This is a genomic window from Anaerocolumna sedimenticola (genome assembly GCF_009931695.1).
GTDB lineage: Bacteria > Bacillota > Clostridia > Lachnospirales > Lachnospiraceae > Anaerocolumna > Anaerocolumna sedimenticola.
Genome location: NZ_CP048000.1, coordinates 5319887 through 5338089 on the forward strand (window position 1 = coordinate 5319887; position 18203 = coordinate 5338089).

Sequence of the window (18203 nt, forward strand, 5' to 3'; positions counted from 1 at the left end):
AATATAACATAAACATATTACCATAATAATCCATGAAATTCCATAAATATTAATAAACAATTCTGTATAATAAGTAGCAAGCTGGATTAATCCAATGTCCCTCTGTTTTCGTTTTTCCTTCGTAAAATATATTAAATAACTATCTCTTCACTTAAATTCATAAAGCACCTCGTGTTTAAAAGTTTATAATAAATGCGAAGTGCCACTTTTTAAATAATTTTAAGTATTTAGGTTAACGACATTGCCTGCTAAGCAGGTATGTCCCCAGACAGTTTTAGCTTCTAGCATAAAACACAACAATAATGTAGTTCGTTTACGATAGCACTTTTCGCTGTGGTTGACCCAAGACTGGCCGATGAATGCATTCTTTTCATATTGCATACCCCTACTTTATTAATCGCTTATAAGCTCTCAAAACCATTATTTCTAATAACATTCGAATACCAGTTAGCACTTGCCTTTGGTGTTCGCTTCAAAGTATTATAGTCCACGTGAATAATTCCAAATCGGATGGATAGCCCTTCTGCCCATTCGAAATTATCCCACAGTGACCAAACAAAATATCCCTTTATCGGAATACCTTCTCCTAATGCTTTATGTAACATCTTCAGATAATTTCTAAGATAAATTAATCGAATCGGATCGGTTACAGTACCATCGTCATCTACCCAGTCATTTGAAGCACAACCATTTTCCGTAATGATAATGTTCTTTGGATGATAGGTATCGTTAATACTCTTTAATAAATCATAAAAACATTTCGGTTCATATTCCCAACCATTCTGAGTGACAGGTTTCCCCGTATTTACACCTGAAGCATATAACGGCCACCTGCCTCCGTCTTTTACATAGGTGCCATTGTAATTATTCAATCCAAAGAAATCAATATCCTGGCATATTAGTTCCATGTCCCCCGGTCTTATGTCAGGAAGGATTACCCCCTGTTTAACCAAATAATCAAAGTATTCCTGCGGATATGTACCCTTAAATATCGGATCACAAAACAGGGTATTCATCTCAGCATTCTGTCTGTTAGCTGCTGCAATATCTGCTGCTGAATTTGGATCTTCCGGATATATCATACTCATGTTAACCTTAATACCGATGTTTCCAGACAAGCCGCTTTCACGAAATGCCTTAACCGCAGTTCCATGAGCCAGATTTACATGATGAGCAACCGTTAGTGCAGAAGAATAATCCTGATAACCGGGTGCATGTACCCCAAACCCGTGTCCCAGAAAAGAAATAACCCATGGTTCCAATACAGTAATCCAGTTATCTACCAAGTCTCCTAATTCCCGGTACATGGTTCTGGCATAATTATCAAACCAGCCTATAATCTCCCGATTCATCCATCCGCCACGTTCCTGCAGCTTCTGCGGAAGATCCCAGTGGTAAAGTACTACATAGGATTTGATACCATTTTCACGAAGGCAAGTCAGTACATTTCTATAAAATTCAATTCCTGCCTGATTTACTATACCGATTCCATCCGGTATCACTCTTGGCCAGCTTATAGAAAACAGGAAATTCGGATATCCCAACTTTTTCATCATCCTGATATCATCCTCGTATGTATGATAAAAGTCACAGGCCACATCACCGGTTGTTCCATCCTTGATGTGGCCCGGAGTATGGCAGAAACGATCCCATATGCTTTCGCCTTTTCCGCCTTCGTTCCATCCACCTTCTATCTGATAAGAACCAGCTGCTACACCCCAAGTAAAATTGCTTGGAAATTCATACTTTTTCATAGCTTTGTCATCCCCCATTCCCGTTTCAATATCTTTCATATACGTTTGTTGACTACTTCACATATAATACCGTAGGAACAGATTTATAGCCTACACCCATTGTATCGATTCCCATATCAATTAGTTGCAGAAAATGTTCTCTGGTTCGGATGCAGCCGCTGTCTTTAACCTGGCACTTATCACCTACTTCTTCCATCCTCAATTTTATAATTTCAGGTGTCGCACCGCCTAATCTTACCCCAGCCTTTGTTAAATCAATAATCTCCTGTTCCGTGAAATCTGGTTTTTATTACAGAATAATCAATGTACTTTGCTAATTTGCTTACTGTCATTTCACTGGATTTTTTACTTGGCTTCATATTTTACTTTCTCCTTTATTCTGTCTTACAATTTGTAAAGGTATTGTTTTAAATGTATGATACATTTAAATATATAGCACTTTCCACATGTTTTGTCAATATTATTTATTTAAATGTATTATTAGTTCCTGCTTTTTTATGAAATAAGTTATATAATCACATCATTAAATGTATCATACAATTATAACATCATGGAGGTCACTTTTATGGGAGCTGTCGGTTTTCAACCATTGACCCGACATTAATTGGTCCATGATACTGGGTATGAATCACATCTGGGAGGAATTTCTTGAAAAGGTCGCACCTAATATTACTGTATCCGCAAAGACTGTATTTTCAGATTTAGCTAATCCCGAAAAGCGCACAAAAAAGGATATCCTGAAATGTCTTTCTCTTACAAAAGATTTTATGAAAGCAGGTTTTCATGTTATACTAAGTCTGAATTTAAAAGAAGCTTGTGAAATCAGTGAAGCGATGGGTGTAACGATAACTGATTACCGTACAGCGGATACTTATTAGCACATTTTACGTCTCGTTACTTCTTCTTCCGCAAACAAATGATACTCTGAAGGACAATAAAGAAGCAGAGCATTGCCATGCGTGTGATCTGCGGCTGCCACGGATCCTGGCTGCCTATAACGGGTAACGACCAGTAATAACATTCCGCTTGTCTAATACGTCGAAGAAAGTACCAAAGATATTACCTACACCGCCGGTAAGCAATTCCAAGCTTATGAGAACCTCCATAATGTACACTTTTCACACTAAAGAAAAATTTGTGACTGTGGCCACAGTCACATTACTTGCCAGTTGCGGAAAGCCGGAAATTGTACTTTTAAATATAGAATCGAATTAATCTAAAATTATTAAATAGGGTATCAAACCGAACAACTATTAATACTAAAATCACACATATTCGGTCATGAAATGTAAGGTAAGAAACTGTTAAATTTAGTATAATTTCAGTAGCTTAAAGATTAGGCTATACAAAAAATTAAAGGAGCGATACAAATGAGTTTGGATTTCAGAATCGAAAATAAGAATGCTTTTCGTGTGGTGGGCATTTTAACACATACCACAACCGAAAATGATGCCTGCATGACAACGGTTCCCGCGTTATGGAGCGAAGTCATTAACAAAGGTAAGAGTACCGAGATTATGGCATTGATGAATCAGCCTCCGTTCGGTATAATGGGTGTGAATGTTTATAATACTGACCCAGCCAACCCGAAAAAATTTGACTACTATATTGCAAGTTCTACGGACAGGCCCGTACCTGACGGTATGGTGGAATATACGATTCCAGCGGCTACATGGGCGGTTTTCCCTTGCAAACGCACTGAAACAGCGAGTGTCGAGGTTCGTATCGTAACAGAGTGGCAGCCAACCTCCGGCTATGAGCTGCTTAATTCCGGCTATGATACGGGAGAGATGAAATCAGGAGCCCCGGATTTGGAAGTCTACAACGATAAGGATAATGCCGAGGTATGGGCAGCAGTAAGAAAAAAATAATGTAGAAAAGGTGATTGTATAATGAATTGGTTGGATGGCTTTAATCAGGTAATTGAATATATTGAAAAAAACTTAGAAGGCGAGATTGATTACGAGAAGATTACCGCTGTGTTCGGGTATTCCGTTTATCATGTTCAGCGGCTTTTTGCTATGATAGCCGGAGTACCCCTTTCCGAATACATCCGTAACAGGCGTCTTTCTAAGGCGGCGGTGGAGCTTCAAGGCGGCGAAGATAAGGTAATTGATGTTGCAGTCAAGTATGGCTATAGCTCGCCAAACTCTTTTAACCGGGCATTTAAGGCTTTGCACGGAGTATCTCCCAGCGATGTTAAAAAGGATGGCGTTTCGATTAAAGCATATCCTCCCCTTTTCTTTGAACTCACCGTTAAAGGAGCACAGGCGATGGACTATCGCATTGAGAAGAAAAACTCTTTTCGCATTGCCGGCGTCAAACTGCATACTACTATGGAAAATGGCGAGTGCTACCGCAGCACCCCGGAGTTTTGGCACGACTTGATGAAAGATGGCGGGCAGAACGATATTATGGCTCTCATGAATGAGGAACCTGCCGGACTTTTAGGCGTGAGCAACTATTGTATAGATTTTAGCACCAGCGAATTCGACTACTATATTGCCTGCGCTTCGAATAAGCCGGTGCCAGATGGAATGAGCGAATTTACCGTTCCTGCATCAACCTGGGCAATTTTCACTTGCACGGAAAAAGAAGCAGACGCGGTGCAAAAGCTGGAACAGCGTATCGTGATGGAATGGCTCCCCACAAGCGGCTATCAATTTGCATACGCCCCGGACATCGAACTGTATTCCGAGGAAGTATGGGAAGTATGGATACCGGTCACAAAATAAGGTCTTTTTATATTCGCGCGAAAGTAGGAATAAAGTAATGGCAATCTATAACGAAATAACTTGTACAGTCGCGTGTAATCGGCTAAAGCGGAAAATTCCTTTCTCGTGGGATTTGAATATCTATCGTGGTTGCGAACATGGATGCAAATACTGTTACGCCATGTATTCGCACCAGTATTTAGGCTCCCAAAGGTATTTTGAAGATATTAATGTGAAGACGAATATTGTAGAGCTTTTGGAAAAACAATTAAGTAGTCCTAAATGGAATCGTGAAGTTGTAAACATAGGCGGGGTGACGGACAGTTATCAGCCTGCTGAAGCCAAGTATAAATTGATGCCAGACATTCTCCGGCTCATGATAAAGTATAAAACGCCTTGCATTATCTCGACGAAATCGGATCTCGTACTGCGGGATTATGATTTGATTGCCGAGCTTTCGCAAATTACCTATGTAAACGTCGCGGCAACCATCACTTGTATGGATGAAGGCATAAGAGGAAAAATTGAACCCGGCGGCGTGGATTCCCTGAAAAGATTTGCCATGCTAAAAGAGTTTTCCAAAACAAACGCATCGACAGGTTTGCATTTCATGCCTATCATACCTTACCTGACCGATACGCAGGAAAATATTGACGCGCTATACAGCAATGCCAAAGACTGCAACGTCAGCTATGTCCTTCCCGGTGTACGGTATCTTCGCGGCAAAACACGAGCGACCTTTTTTGAATTTATCAAACAGGATTTTCCGGGGCTTTATGAACTATTACAAGCATTATATAAAACGGGTGGCACTGGTGCGGACTATAAAAATGAGCTTTACAAAATGGTAAACGAGTTAAAAGAAAAGTACAAGCTTTCAAGCAGTTATTCAAAACCAATGAAAGAGAAAATGCACAGACAATAAAAGTTATGCAAATTGATATTCTTTTTGCTGTTAGTAAATGCACAAATTAACATAGTCTTCATGGGCTTTTGGGACGAAAGGTATACTAAGCAAAATATGGCTCTCTGTTGGTAAGTCCGGGCAGCCTAACCGTCATAGCGGCACCGGTTACCGTTCCCCGCCTCTCTCCGTTCATCAACCATTAACCCGCAAACACGATGCGGGCTGAGGGCGTTGCTTGATGTCTTTGAAAACATATTACTTTTACGTATACTCGGACAATATCCTGTCTTCTACGAAACTTTGGCAACAATATGCTCTTGGATTACAACGTTTAAATTTATTATGCTTTACATTTGGTTGTTGTCTATTGCAATACAAACTGTTGTATTTGGAGTAAACTCCATTAGGAGATATCTCTGAATCGGAATATAATCTATTTAATATTTCATAGGAGCGGACCAAATCTCGTTATTTGAATTACTTCGCTTCTATTTTACTATAATGCCAAGTACTTCCAGTCAAGTGCTCCTGCTTTCAATATCTATATAAATAATCGTCATGATTTCTTACTTAGTAAGCAAACCGTTTCCACATGGCTCGAGCGGTCATTATTGATGTCTGGGTTAAGGGGAACATATCAACCGTTTTTTATAGTTTACAAGGTTTTAGGGAACATATCAACCGTTTTTTATAGTTTACAAGGTTTTAGGGAACATATCCACTAATTAAAATGATGATACGTATTATGATAGAAATTAATCTGCTCAGGAGAAGGAACAAGATACCCATCCTCAACTCCCAGCATATCACCGGCAATTAGTGTTTTTGCTCTGCTTATGATAAATAGCACCAAAATGAGAAATTAAACTCGTGATTGTCATATTAAATTCTTATATTTTGGGGTGAAAATACATAGAAAAAGGATTAGATTTCTCTAATCCTTTGAAATGATTTTTATAAGGAATATATTACTTAACTAAGCACAGACTCCTTCCAATCGATCTTCGCTGTCACTCGCCTTCTCGGGAAGTCCTTGCATAAGTGGAACATATGCTTCTTTGGTCGCTTTGTTTCCTCACGAGCTTCACAACATTTTCGATCTTTATTTATAGCTCGCAAGCACAAGCAATTTTTATATATTATTTTTCATCTAACCATGTCTCAAAATTTGAGGCTAATTCCTGTACCTCATTAAAAAATCTGCTTGTATGGTAACCATCGCAAACCGCATGATGCACCTGTACAGACATGGGTAATATAATTTTATTGTCCTGCTGAAAATACTTACCAAAAGTAAAAATAGGGATTAGATATGTTGCATCATTGTATATATTCAAGTTGAATCCGGTAAAATTCACCCAAGGAATGCTGGACACATTAATTGTATTAGCAGGTTCACCTGCCTTAGGCATGAAATTCAAAACGTCGCTATAGTTTCTGATATCCTCAAGGTAATTATAGTAGAAACGTGGGAAGTTCTCGTCATACTCTGTCCAAATACTTGAAAAAGTTTCGTTATCCTTATGAAAGATAGTATAACTTGGGTTCATACTATCCCAGTATCCTAACTTACCGTTTTGATCAAAACAGGTGCGGAACTCCTTGTGACGATTAACCACAGTTGTGATGATATAAATAAGCGTAGGGTACAGTTTCAGGCCCTTAAGTTTAATTTCACGTAGTAAACTTGTTATCTCTAAATTTGCAGTCATACTGTAAGTGCACCTTACCGCATTTAAATAATGCTCAAAGTATGGCTTTCTATTCCAATCCTCTATATCTATCAAATTAAATTTCATAAATTAGCCTCCTAAAATTTTATTATTTAATTTTAGAAGGCTAATTTAACTGCCATCATCATCTTGCAACCTCCTGCTATCCAAGCATCTATATATATAAGCAAGTCCATTATACCATTTAGAATCATGTAAATCAAATAGGGTCATAGAATATAAAACAAATACACTTGCTACTACAAATATATCCTTTGTTAATTCGTGTTATTCTACCAATACGAATCGTCATGATATGTAATAGTTAGTTATACGGATTATCCTCAACTGCTTCTTGCAATCCTTTGAGAATAACCTCCTAACAGACAGTTTGCCACCATCGCAAAGCATCCTTTTCTAGGTGCTTTACAAATGCATCCTTACCAGCGCAATAGCCTTCAATATCCTCCGGGAATCGATTAGCCAGCTCCAACTTTAATTCACCATACTCTAAAGCGATGTCAGGATGTGTACGCAGAAAATCCCTTACTGCTATATGCCTATTAATATCTTTGTGATTGCTTTGCTCAAAAATATGAATCTGGTGTGTTCTATTATCGCCACCCTTGCGGAAATATCTCCGTCCTTCAATACCAAACTCACCCATACACTCATATCCAATGGCTACAAATTCCTCATTATACTTATCAACCAAACTAATATTTGTCACTACGGGCATTATATCAATGATTGATTTAGCATGTAACCCTTTAACTGCTGTACTGCCAATATGGTAAATATCCACCAATACGTCCTTCAAAATACCACTTATCTTCTGTGATTCATTTTCATACTCTACTTCCCAAAAGGGGTCATACGGAACTACTCGTATAAACAATATTAAACCTCCAATCTCGTTCTCAACGAATAATATTTACGACATTTTTACGAGGGGCAGCCTGTTTCGGCTCCTCTGCAGCATAACCCATAACGACAGTTCCGTAAACAATATGATTTACGGGAACATCAAGATCTGATAAAAGCTCACGGATTAAGGGCATGTGTGTGAGTCCTGGCAGCTGATTTAGCCAGCAGGAACCAATACCGAGTGAGTGTGCTGCCAGCATCATATTCTCGATGGCTAATGCTGAATCCGGCATAGAGTTTCCGTTGTCCTTTAAGTTAGAAACAATAATAAAGGTGGGGGCATGATACAGGAAATTTGAACTCTCGTCTTTCGCTTTTTTAACAAGGCTCACAACATAAGGATGCGTTTCTGCTACAACAGGTATAGATATAAGGGTTAGGCGAATAGCCTCATTCACTTTTGCAAGTACACTGGTTTTTTGAATGGCTGTAAACTTCCAGCTCTGTGTTCCCATCCCGTTAGGCGCATAGCTTCCCGCTGTTAGAATGGTATTTAAATCCTCCTCCGATATCTGAGTCTCTCTAAAAGTTCGTATGCTTCTTCTTGTTAATATGTTTTCTATTATACTATTCATTGGTAGTCTCCTTCTTTAAAAAAATTATTCTCGTATTTATCGCTATCTCTATTTTTTACAAGCTGCATATAGAAATCGTCCATAACCTATTTCGGCTACATTTTTCATCAATTCTCCATTTAACCATAATGCAGTATCAGCAAAGCTTCTACCCTCAAGTGGCCATTTTGCATACTGCTGTGATTGATATTCTGCATCCGACATATTGATTAATTTTTCAACCCATTTATCATGAAGAGTTTTTATTTCTTCTTTTGCTTTTTCAACACTTCCAGGCCAAGTAATGTCTTCCTTTTTCAAGGTACCATCTCCAAAATTGTAATCTAACGTAGTGCGCCACCAATATATAATATGCCACATAATCCATGCAATACTGGACGGTCCAATCTCGTAACTTTCGATTTCAGGCCAATCTATACTCCATCCATCGTCTTGCCTTCGTATCTGCAGACCCATGGGACTGAATGTCCAAAGTGCCTCTGTCTCCTTTAGATTCTCTGTGTGATAAAGATAAAGTTGCCAGCACATGTCTATCTGAAATAGTATATTCTCTTTTATTTCGATATCTCTCATTGATTTTAATACTCCTTATTAAAATTATTTTAGTATACATTAATTCTTGTCAAAGAAAAAAAGTCTTTATACTTTTTAACAATGGAGCCGCCAGCCAGTATAGACTACATTGACCGGCGACTACCTTAAATTTAATGTTTCAGATTTATTTTCTTATCACTAATTTCATAAACCACATCAGCCACATTGTCGAGTAGCCGTTTGTCATGGGTGATAAACACTATAGTTCCAGTATACTCCTTCATTAATATTTCCAAAGCCTCTAAGCTTGGTATGTCAAGGAAGTTACTCGGTTCATCCATTAGCAGGATGTTATATCTACCCATAAGCATTTTAGCCAGCAACAATTTAATAATTTCTCCGCCGCTTAAAGCAGATAAGCTTTTTCCAATATCGTTTTGTTTAAGCCCCATTGATGCTAGAACCGAACGAATTTCTGAAACATTGTATTCACAATCCTCCTGCATAAACTCCATGACTTTCTGATTACCGTTGTACTTGTAACTATTTTGTGCAAAGTAACCTATTTTTGCCTTAGGTGAAATAGAAATTCCATCTTCATGGTTTATGATCATTTGGATTAAAGTTGTTTTTCCTGTTCCATTGCCACCAGTTAGCGCCACTTTTGCTCCTAGCGGAATTTGAAAAGATGCTTTTTCAAATAGTACCTTATCCCCAAATATTTTAGAAATTTCCGTACCGACGATTGGATATGGATAGTAGAGTGCCAATGCATCACTTTGCCTAAAACGAATCCTGCTAATATTTTCTGGAGCTTCTATATTTCCTAAGGCCGCAATCCTATGGTCTAGGGATTTAGCGGCATTATGCAACTTTTTTTCCTTACTTCCTATTGATTTTTGATGAGCTAAACGCCCTCCGCCTTCAGTACTTTTTTTCTTTGAAGCACCTTTTGCCTTCTGTTCTATTTTACGAGCCTGTTTTCGCTTTTCCTCCGCAGCCCTTTCCAAACGGCTACGTTCCGCAACAAATTGTTCGTATTCTGCAGCCTGGCTCTTGCGTTCTTCCTCTTTCTGGCGAAGAAAATCAGAATAGTTTCCCCAATACTCAGTGATTTTTCCATCTTTCAGTTCCCATATTTTATCTACTACCTCATCAAGAAAATATCGGTCATGGCTAATAACTAACAGTGCACCTGTAAAATATTTTAGTTGTCCAATTAGAAAATCAATTCCTTCACGGTCTAAATGACTGGTAGGTTCATCGGCTAAAATACCATGCACTTGTGCTGATAAAGCCTGTGCTATTTTAAGTCTTGTTTCTTCACCACCGCTCATGGTCTGTATATCTAATTGCTCAACACCCAGCTTGCCTACAAGTGCAAAATCTTTTTCCTCCTGCAAACTTACTTCGTCCAACTGAGGGATATAAGCAAGTTCACCCAGACGATTCATTTTACATCCTGCTGGAGTTAATTCCCCTAAAAGCACCCTGAGTAAAGTGCTTTTCCCTGCACCATTTGCTCCTACTAAACCAATACGGTCATAATTATATACTTCTAATTCATCTATATCTAAAACATCTCGCCCTGTGAATTCCACACGAATATCTTTAGCTTTTAATATCAATTCCATCTTATTTCCTCCTGTCTATAATCGCATGCTTTCATTTGCTTGGACGCAGGGAAAACCCTACGATTTTAGCAGGAAGATTACATGAAAATAAGATACATAAATACCCCTCCAATATTATTTTAAATCTAATTTTCTAACCTCTGTTATCATGGGGCAAACTATAGCAATGCCAATAATTAAAACACCTGATAGTAAAAACCAATGATTTACACCGATTCTATCAGCAAAGAACCCAGAAAGAATTAATCCAATTGGCATAGCAAATGACATAATACTTCCGGTCAAAGAAAATACACGTCCTAAATATTCAGGCTTAATTTTCTCCTGAAAAAGAGCTGTTTGCACACCGCTATAAAATGGCACCGAAAGCCCCATTACTGCACAGCAAGCTATAAATATAACAAATCCACTTGGAGGAAGTAATCCTGAAACGACTAAACTGGCCCCCATTATAAAGAATGAACCAGTTATTAGTAATACACGCTTTTCAAAATTACCCAACCTTCCTAATATTAGACCGCCTACTAGCATTCCAGATGCAAAAGCGATTTCGGTAATTGAAATATGCACAGGTTTTCCATTAAAGTATTCCATGCTAATTAAAGGAAACAGTGCATTAATTGGCATATACACAAACGTATATAGCGTTCCTAAGAGTAATAAGGCAAATAATCCTTTATTTTGTCTCAGTGCGACGATTCCTTCTTTCATTTCTCTTAAGAAATTTGGTTTCAAACTTTGCACTTGTTCTCCCAGCTTAGGAATACTTACAATGGCTACCGTAATAGATGCAATCACAGCGCCTAATACATCGATAGCAATAATTGCATTTAATTCCCAAACGGAGTATAACAATGCTGCAGCCGCCGGACTAATAATATAGCTTATTGACTGCACAGACTGACTATAACCTGCACATTTCGTAAGCTGTTCTTCTGGTACTAAAAGTGGCGTAACCGCATTGAGAGCCGGAGAATGAAAAGCCGTTCCAATGCTACGGATAAACAATACTACCATAACCATCCATACGGGTAATTCCATATACAATGCAACAATAGCTAGCATTGCCCCAGCTGCTGCAATAATTAAATCAGCACCTATCATTATCTTTTTCCTGTCATGACGATCCACTAATACACCAATGGCAGGTCCAAAGACTGCATAGGGCAAAAAACCTACTAGTGAAGCCATAGACAAGACCATAGCAGATCCTGTTTTTTCTGTAAGGTAAAAAATAATCGCCATTTGCAGGATGGCACTAGTGATTAAAGATACTGCCTGTCCTGCCCATATTGTAAAAAACTTAAGTTTCCAGTTGTTGTATTTTTCCATTTATATTTTCTCCTGCATATTATTTTGCTTGAATTTCTACTTTGGATATCATTCTAGGCAATAAAAATGCAGGCCTAAATCCACAATGTGGCTTTTGGTCTGCTTACATACAATTAGAAGCATTCATATTTAGACATAGTTAAATTAAGGTATAGTTAAATAATCTATATCCTCACCGTAACTAACGAATGCTCAATATCGTATAAATAAGTACAACAAAAAAGCCTATCATCGGGGATAGATTCTGCCTTTTTTATTGCCAGCTTATCTTAAACGCATTGAGGCTGTCATAGTTTCGGTTCCTCCTAAATCCTTATTTGTATCAATTATTATAACACAACGAAATGATATAATCAACGTTTAAAAATGGAAAAACCGCCAAAGGGTGTTGTGATATGGTTCCCTCTATTGGCGGTCAGCTCAATATTCTATACCTCTTTGTCTATTTGTATTTCAATGCCTGATTTAAATTCAACAATGATGTGATCATCGTAAACTGTAATCCTTTCCAAGAGTGTCCTCACATATTCTTCTTCGTAATCAGTAAGCTCGCAAGGCAGGTCATTAAGGAAACGCATCATCTCATCAATTCTAGTTTTCAGATCCTGTCTTAATGCCTGCTCATTTTGAAGGGCCTGCTTCTCATCACGCAGCCTTCTAATCTCCATACCTAGCTCATCACCGGTATTCTTTGAATTGACCGTTGCCAGTAGCTCCTGCTGCATTGATTTCATCTGATCATCAATTGTTGCAATCTGACTAAGGTTGATCTCCTCTAAGCTACTCTCGATATTCTCTCGCAAAAGCGGAAGGATTGTCTCCTTTTCGCGGAACGCTTCGTTTATGGCCTTGATAACCACCTCATGGATCAATTCTTCGTGAACTGTTCTTGCCGGGCAATCAGGACCATCTTTTTCAACCCTGCTAACGCAGCGCCAAACGGTGGACTTACACCCTCGATTGTTCCATTTAATCCTGCGGAAGATATCGCCGCAGTGTGCGCAGAATACCATACCGGATAAGGCGTATCGCCCGCTATAGATACGTTTGCGTTTTGTTGTCCCGTTAGTAAGATTTGCCCTTCTAGCAATTTCCTCCTGTACCTTTAAGAAGATATCTTTTGGAATAATAGCTTCATGACTGTCCTCTACATAATATTTAGGAACCTGACCCTTATTGACTTCTCGCTTCTTATCGAGTATATCCACCGTATAAGTCTTCTGAAGCAAGGCATCCCCGATGTACTTCTCGTTCGTAAGTATCTGCTTTATATTGCTTTCATGCCATTTTTTATTCCCTGCACCATTTCGTATTTCATCGGCCTCAAGTGATCTTTTTATCTGTAAGAAGCTCTTGCCTTCGAGATACTCTCTGTAAATGCGCTTTACTACTTTGGCTTGCTCCGGATCAATGATAAGGTGACCGTCTGCATCTTTGGTATATCCCAAGAACCAGTTGTGATTGACCTGAACTTTTCCTTGTTGGTATCGGAACTGCAAGCCCAGACGAACGTTGGCCGACAATGACTCACTTTCTTGCTGTGCAAGAGAAGCCATAATTGTCATAAGAACTTCACCCTTGGCATCGAGCGTATTGATGTTTTCTTTCTCGAAATAAACACCGATATTCTTGTTCTTAAGGGCTCTGGTATAATTTAAGCAATCAACCGTATTTCTTGCAAATCGGCTTATGGATTTGGTGATGATCATATCTATCTTGCCGTCGTTGCAATCGTTAATCATTCTCTGGAATTCATCACGCTTCTTCGTATTCATTCCGGAGATACCGTCATCGGCATAAATCCCCGCTAACGTCCACTCCGGGTGACTTTTAATATAGGTGGTATAATGCTCAATCTGTGTATCGTAGCTGCTTTCCTGTTCATCACTGTCAGTAGAAACTCGGCAATAAGCAGCTACTCGTGTCTTCTGAACTTTTTCGGTTGGTTTCTGAGTACCAATTATTTTCTTCGCTGGAATAACCGTAACATTTTTAGCTAAGGAAATCATTCATTCACCTCACTTTCTATCAGGCTGTATACGTATTCTGCCTGCATAAAAGGGTCCTCATATTTGACTTGTACCTTTGGCATTTTAAAGCCTGTAGCAACCTGACTCACTTTGTCTGGTTTCTTATCAAATATCCTTCCAAGCTTAGTCTGTCTTTTAACACGTTCGGCTTCTGCTGCATCAAAGGTCTCCTTATCTATTATCGCCGGATAATAATCGTCTCCAAGGTAATATTTGTTTTGCATCATTTTCTTAGCACTTGTGTGGTAAAGCTTAAGTCCAGCAGCTTCTGCGGCAGGCATGTAGGCAAGACCAGAAAGATATCCTTTGTAGAGTTTCCTTACTTGCTCTGATTTTTCTTTATCAATGACGGCTTTACCGTTTTCAATTCTGTATCCATATGGAATATGGCTCATTCTCTCACAACCTTTCCTTAAGATTTAATCCGCACTTGAGCATGAAGCCAATTTCACTTCTGCTGTAAACTACAATGTGGTCGACGTGTGCTTCAAATGCCTCTGCATCAAATTCTGCAAATCCTATACTATCGTTTATATGCTTTAGTAACCTGTTCACAGCTTCGGCATTCTCAAGCTCTCCATTTACTGAACGGTACAAGGTTTCCTTTTCTTTTCTCAACTCCTCAGCTTCAGCTAAAAGCTCGCTATTCTGCTTGGCATAAAGTGCGGGCTCAATGTATTGCTTTGAAAGAAGATTTGTAAGAGCCTGCCTTTGATCAAAGTTCTGTTCCAATGCTGCCTCAAGCTCGTTAATTCGAGCAAATGCACTTACCTGATTAATACTTTTCAGGCTATTAAGCAAGGGTTGTAAAAGAACCTTTTTACTAAAGATCAGCTTGTTCATCATATTAATAAAGGCAACCTCGAAATCCGTTTCTCTGATAAAAAGCTGACCGCATTTACTCTTGTCCTTCAGATGAGTTTTGCAGGTGTAAGTATAGTATTTATCCTTACTAGAGGTATGTGTTCTTCTTTTCCACGTGGCACCGCATTCAGCACATATTACTTTCCCTGAGAACGGGTAGCGGCTTAGGTACTTATCATCTTCCGTAACAATATTCTTTTCTTTTGATCGTTGATCAATAATTAACTGTGCTGCTTCATAATCCCCATCACTGATAATTGCCTCATGATGATCTTTGACATAGTACTGTGGCTTTTCGCCACGGTTGTAATGTCTGTTAAACTGCGAATCCGTGAATGTTTTTTGTAAGAGTACATCCCCTTTGTACTTCTCATTTTTCAGGATTTCTTTAACTCCGCTAGAGCTCCATTTCCCACCTTTCTTTGTAGGTACCTTTTTCTCTCTAAGTGCTTTTGCTATCATATAGCAGCCTTTTCCCGAAAGGCACTCCGCAAAAACAAATCTTACAATCTCTGCTTCCGCTTCATCGATAACCATCTTGCCATTCACATTCTTATATCCGTATGGCGGATATCCAATTTTAAAGGTACCGTTTTGGAACCTTTTCTGAATAGCCCATGTCTCATTCTCAGAAATAGAAACTGATTCACTTTCCGCAAGGCTACTGAAAATGGTAAGTAGTAACTCGCTTTCCATTTCACCAGTATTGATGCCTTCCTTCTCGAAATAAATAAAGACCTTAAGCTTAATTAACTTTCTGACTGCTTCAAGGCATTCTGTCGTATTTCTAGCAAAGCGGCTAATGGATTTAATAATGATAAAATCTATCAAGCCTTTCTCACAATCAGAAATCATCCTAAGAAGACCATCTCGTTTTGCCATGTTCGTACCGGATAAACCTTCATCATAATATAGGCCAATATACTCCCAGTCTGGGTTGTTTTTGATATAGACTTCATAGTGATTTTTTTGGGCTTCTAAGCTGGCGAGCTGTTCACGGCTATCTGTTGAAACACGAGCATAAGCAGCAACACGAAGTTTCTTATTTGTCATCTGCAACTTCTCATTTGCTTCAATCTTTGTTATCCGTTTCATTGTCTCAACCTCCTTTTCACAGTACTATTAATCACTCTAAAGGCCTTATTTATCAAGTCTTTTAGGCCATTATCTCCGCTAAAAACGGAGAGAAAGTTTCACGGTTTTTGGCCATAATCTTGTCAAATTCACTTTGATTAATAAAGCCCTTTTCTAAAAGTTTCTTTGTGAGATTTTTTGCAATTAAAAATTCGTACTCATTTTTAAGTGCATCCTCTGTAGGCTTTGCTACTTTAAATTTTACCGTTTCAACTGCTTCTAATTTTGTAACTTGCATTTTCTCGGCCTCTTTCCGAGGGAACATATCAATCTAACCCCTCTAACTACCTAAGGACAGAAAACATTGATTTGGACGGATATTTTAGAAAAAGAAACTTTCATAATACAGCAAAGGAAAGAAACAAGAAAAGTAAACCCACAAATAAAAATACTAACGAGTTCATTATAGAGGTGTATAAAGTAAAATCACTGTAGCTAGCGCAATGGTATTCACAGCAATTTTATGAGAAGTTATTAGTAAGTATTTGTTGCATATGATATTGTGTTAAACAAAACAATGTAGTTCCGTTATGAACATTATAAAAGGAGTAAATTAAGACTTAGTTAATGAATAAAATGTTATTGAATATCGATAGTATTAAAATTTACCAATCATTATTTAACGTTTTATTAATATAATCTATTATAGGACTTTTTGGAGAGGTAGAGTTGATGGAATTATATGTCGTACAAGAAGGAGACACTATTAATGATATAGCGAATTTATATGGGGTCCCTGTCGATAGAATTCTACTTGATAATGGGTATGAAGCTGAAGGTATATTACTCCCAGGACAGGTATTAGTAATAACTTTTCCCCAAAAAATTTATACCGTTCAGGATGGTGATACATTACAGGAAATTGCGAATAAAAATGATATAACTGTATTAGAATTACTTAGGAACAATCCATATCTTTCAGAAAGAGAGTATATCTATCCAGGTGAAACATTAATTATCAGTTATGGTGAAAAAATCAGGAGAATAACGACTAGTGGTTATGCAAGAGAATTCGTCGATAGAAATAACCTTAGAAAAACTTTGCCTTATTTAACGTACCTTAGTATATTTGGTTACAGAGTGATGGAAGGAGGTACTATTGAAGAAACTGATGATGAAGATATATTGCTAATGGCAAAGACTTATGGAGTAGCACCTATTCTTATTATTACTACATTATCAACTCTTGGACAGATCGATGTACAATCAGCGTATAACATATTAAATAACGAAGATCAAATGGATAAGCTTATTGATAATTTGATAGTCATATTAAAAAAGAAGGGTTATTACGGGATAAATATAGCTTATGAATTATTGTCAAATGTATCATTATCTGCATATGAGACCTTCAATACTAAAGCATATACTCGTTTTAAAGAAGAAGGGTTTATATTTTTCGTTACAATATCTCCTAGTATCATTTTTACAGCGACAGAGATTTCTTTTGAAAAAATTGATTATACAAAGATCGCACAACTATCGGATGGAGTAATTATCTTAACCTATCTCTGGGGCTCCTATCTGGGACCACCGGCGCCAATCGCATCAGTATCAAGAACAAATGAATTTCTGGATTTCATAGAGTCTCAGATAAGTCCCGAAAAAATAGTAACTGGTTTGCTTCTTATCGCCTATGATTGGGAACTTCCGTATATCATTGGTCTTTCAAATGCAAAATCACTTTCATTGGAAGCAGCTCTTGAGCAAGCCAGGCAATACCATGTTGTCATTCAATTTGATGAAGAATCCCAAACTCCTTTCTACAAATATAATACGGCACCATCTGGCATCCCGGTAAATCATGTCGTATGGTTTATTAATGGCATAAGCATAAATTCAATACTCAAGATTATTGTTGACAGAGGACTAAACGGAAGTGGTTTATGGAATGTTATGAGTTACGTTCCTCAACTTTGGTCAATAATAAATACGCAATTTGAAGTAGAAAAAATTCCGTTAGGTAGAGAAATGTAATTCATACATTAATATTGTAAATATAACTCTAAACGATATTTTATAAATAGATTACTTGCTGAAGTACCATCTAACGATATTTGGTTAGTAGACCTCATAAGGACAGAAA

The 18203-nt window shown here is 38.0% G+C and carries 17 protein-coding genes; 5 read left to right on the forward strand and 12 right to left on the reverse strand.

From position 1 onward, the window contains the following. Window positions 1–401 precede the first annotated feature (401 nt). Together Ana3638_RS23720 and Ana3638_RS25575 are read right to left on the reverse strand one after the other, a co-directional pair. On the reverse strand, window positions 402–1793 hold the full coding sequence (locus tag Ana3638_RS23720; protein ID WP_202621535.1) for a GH1 family beta-glucosidase: 1392 nt from the start codon (window positions 1791–1793) through the stop codon (window positions 402–404). A 13-nt stretch (window positions 1794–1806) separates the two neighbouring features. Then, window positions 1807–1950, reverse strand: a complete 144-nt coding sequence (locus Ana3638_RS25575; RefSeq protein WP_246240579.1) for a hypothetical protein — start codon at window positions 1948–1950, stop codon at window positions 1807–1809. Between the two features lie 427 nt (window positions 1951–2377). On the opposite strand from Ana3638_RS25575, the gene Ana3638_RS23730 reads away from it, so the two are divergent. The 4 genes from Ana3638_RS23730 to Ana3638_RS23745 all read left to right on the forward strand — a co-directional run bounded on the left by Ana3638_RS23730 (window position 2378) and on the right by Ana3638_RS23745 (window position 5393). Then, a complete protein-coding gene (locus Ana3638_RS23730; RefSeq protein WP_161840237.1) occupies window positions 2378–2632 on the forward strand; it encodes a hypothetical protein in 255 nt (84 codons plus the stop codon). 492 nt (window positions 2633–3124) lie between these two features. Further along, complete coding sequence (locus tag Ana3638_RS23735; protein WP_161840238.1) at window positions 3125–3625, forward strand: GyrI-like domain-containing protein; 501 nt, start codon at window positions 3125–3127, stop codon at window positions 3623–3625. Window positions 3626–3646: 21 nt separating this feature from the next. Further along, window positions 3647–4489 carry an AraC family transcriptional regulator gene (locus Ana3638_RS23740; RefSeq protein ID WP_161840239.1) on the forward strand — a complete coding sequence of 281 codons (843 nt, stop codon included), beginning with the start codon at window positions 3647–3649 and terminating at the stop codon, window positions 4487–4489. Window positions 4490–4526: 37 nt separating this feature from the next. After that, entirely contained in the window at window positions 4527–5393 is an 867-nt protein-coding gene (locus Ana3638_RS23745; protein WP_161840240.1) for an SPL family radical SAM protein, read from the forward strand. Between the two features lie 1121 nt (window positions 5394–6514). On the opposite strand, the gene catA is transcribed toward Ana3638_RS23745, so the two are convergent. The 10 genes from catA to Ana3638_RS23795 all read right to left on the reverse strand — a co-directional run bounded on the left by catA (window position 6515) and on the right by Ana3638_RS23795 (window position 16355). After that, entirely contained in the window at window positions 6515–7174 is a 660-nt protein-coding gene (gene catA / locus Ana3638_RS23750) for a type A chloramphenicol O-acetyltransferase (RefSeq protein ID WP_161840241.1), read from the reverse strand. A 292-nt stretch (window positions 7175–7466) separates the two neighbouring features. Then, entirely contained in the window at window positions 7467–7985 is a 519-nt protein-coding gene (locus Ana3638_RS23755) for a GrpB family protein (protein ID WP_161840242.1), read from the reverse strand. A gap of 22 nt (window positions 7986–8007) precedes the next feature. Continuing rightward, a complete protein-coding gene (locus Ana3638_RS23760; protein ID WP_161840243.1) occupies window positions 8008–8589 on the reverse strand; it encodes a nitroreductase family protein in 582 nt (193 codons plus the stop codon). Window positions 8590–8637: 48 nt separating this feature from the next. Further along, the gene (locus tag Ana3638_RS23765) at window positions 8638–9162 is read right to left on the reverse strand and encodes a DinB family protein (protein WP_031577803.1); all 525 of its coding nucleotides are present in this window, start codon (window positions 9160–9162) and stop codon (window positions 8638–8640) included. A gap of 131 nt (window positions 9163–9293) precedes the next feature. Then, window positions 9294–10757, reverse strand: a complete 1464-nt coding sequence (gene msr(D), locus Ana3638_RS23770) for an ABC-F type ribosomal protection protein Msr(D) (protein ID WP_161840244.1) — start codon at window positions 10755–10757, stop codon at window positions 9294–9296. Window positions 10758–10871: 114 nt separating this feature from the next. Continuing rightward, window positions 10872–12089, reverse strand: coding sequence for a macrolide efflux MFS transporter Mef(A) (mef(A), locus tag Ana3638_RS23775; RefSeq protein WP_161840245.1), 1218 nt, complete (start codon window positions 12087–12089; stop codon window positions 10872–10874). A gap of 428 nt (window positions 12090–12517) precedes the next feature. Further along, a complete protein-coding gene (locus Ana3638_RS23780) occupies window positions 12518–14098 on the reverse strand; it encodes a recombinase family protein (protein WP_202621536.1) in 1581 nt (526 codons plus the stop codon). Then, window positions 14095–14514 carry a serine integrase family protein gene (locus Ana3638_RS23785; RefSeq protein WP_161840246.1) on the reverse strand — a complete coding sequence of 140 codons (420 nt, stop codon included), beginning with the start codon at window positions 14512–14514 and terminating at the stop codon, window positions 14095–14097. Before Ana3638_RS23785 ends, Ana3638_RS23780 begins: the two co-directional genes overlap by 4 nt. Window positions 14515–14518: 4 nt before the next feature. After that, window positions 14519–16078: a recombinase family protein gene (locus Ana3638_RS23790; RefSeq protein ID WP_161840247.1), complete on the reverse strand. Its 1560-nt coding sequence runs from the start codon at window positions 16076–16078 to the stop codon at window positions 14519–14521. 61 nt (window positions 16079–16139) lie between these two features. Then, window positions 16140–16355: an SHOCT domain-containing protein gene (locus Ana3638_RS23795; protein ID WP_161840248.1), complete on the reverse strand. Its 216-nt coding sequence runs from the start codon at window positions 16353–16355 to the stop codon at window positions 16140–16142. A gap of 434 nt (window positions 16356–16789) precedes the next feature. Here Ana3638_RS23795 and Ana3638_RS23800 point away from each other — a divergent pair, with 434 nt between their 5' ends. Beyond that, on the forward strand, window positions 16790–18094 hold the full coding sequence (locus tag Ana3638_RS23800) for a LysM peptidoglycan-binding domain-containing protein (protein ID WP_161840249.1): 1305 nt from the start codon (window positions 16790–16792) through the stop codon (window positions 18092–18094). Window positions 18095–18203 lie beyond the last annotated feature (109 nt).